Source organism: Methylomonas rivi (assembly GCF_024505165.1).
Lineage (GTDB): Bacteria > Pseudomonadota > Gammaproteobacteria > Methylococcales > Methylomonadaceae > Methylomonas > Methylomonas rivi.
In genome coordinates this window covers 1-751 of sequence record NZ_JANIBK010000357.1, presented here as the reverse complement: position 1 = coordinate 751, position 751 = coordinate 1, and the positions used below count along the sequence as shown (strand labels likewise).

1 protein-coding gene and 1 pseudogene are annotated in these 751 nt (G+C 62.6%); both read left to right on the top strand.

All coding sequences use genetic code 11. From position 1 onward, the window contains the following. A partial coding sequence (locus NP596_RS21720; RefSeq protein WP_256617454.1) for a hypothetical protein occupies window positions 1-519 on the top strand: 519 nt, incomplete at its 5' end. After that, window positions 509-751: pseudogene (locus NP596_RS21715) on the top strand (F0F1 ATP synthase subunit alpha); the annotation flags it as partial. The gene NP596_RS21720 and the pseudogene NP596_RS21715, both read left to right, overlap by 11 nt.

Genomic DNA, 751 nt, shown 5'->3' with positions numbered 1-751 from the left:
GAGGCGGCCAACGAACGCGCAAACTTGGCCCAGCAGGCCCGCGCCGAATTCGAAACCCTGGCCCAGCAATGGCGGTACGACCTGGAGCGGGAAAAATCCGAATGCCAAAACCGGCTCCGCAACGAACTGGCCCGGCTGGTCACCGCCACCGCGCGTAAAGCCGTGCAGGACTTGACCGGCCTGGAATTGGAACGGGCGCTATTCGATAATTTCCTGCACCGGTTGAACGCCTTGTCCGCTCGAGAAAAGCATGCGCTATCGGCGTCCGCGGGCGAAAATATCGTCTTGGCCAGCAGCAGCGCACTCGATGAGGCCTCCCGCGTCCGCTTTGCCGCTGCCTTGAACGGCATGCTGCCGGGCCAGATCGCTGTCCGCTTCGAAGCCTTGCCGGACAGCCGGTTGGGCCTGATGCTGACCACCTCGGCCTATACCCTGGAATGGGGCATAGAACGTTATGTCGAAGACCTGCAGGCCGAATTGGATACCCTGTTAAACCGAACCGCCAGCCATGCTGAATGACGCCTTGGACAGCACCGCCGCTACCCTGGCCCGTTTGCTGGAACAACGCCGGCCCGGCCCGGCCCTGGCCGAAACCGGCACCGTCATCCATGTAGGCCATGGCGTGGCGATGGTGGACGGTTTGCCCGGCGTACAGGCCCTGGAATTGGTTGAATTCCCGGACGGCTTGTTCGGTTTAGCCTTTAACCTGGATCCCGAACAGGTGGGCGTAGTACTGCTCGGCGCCGGCGAT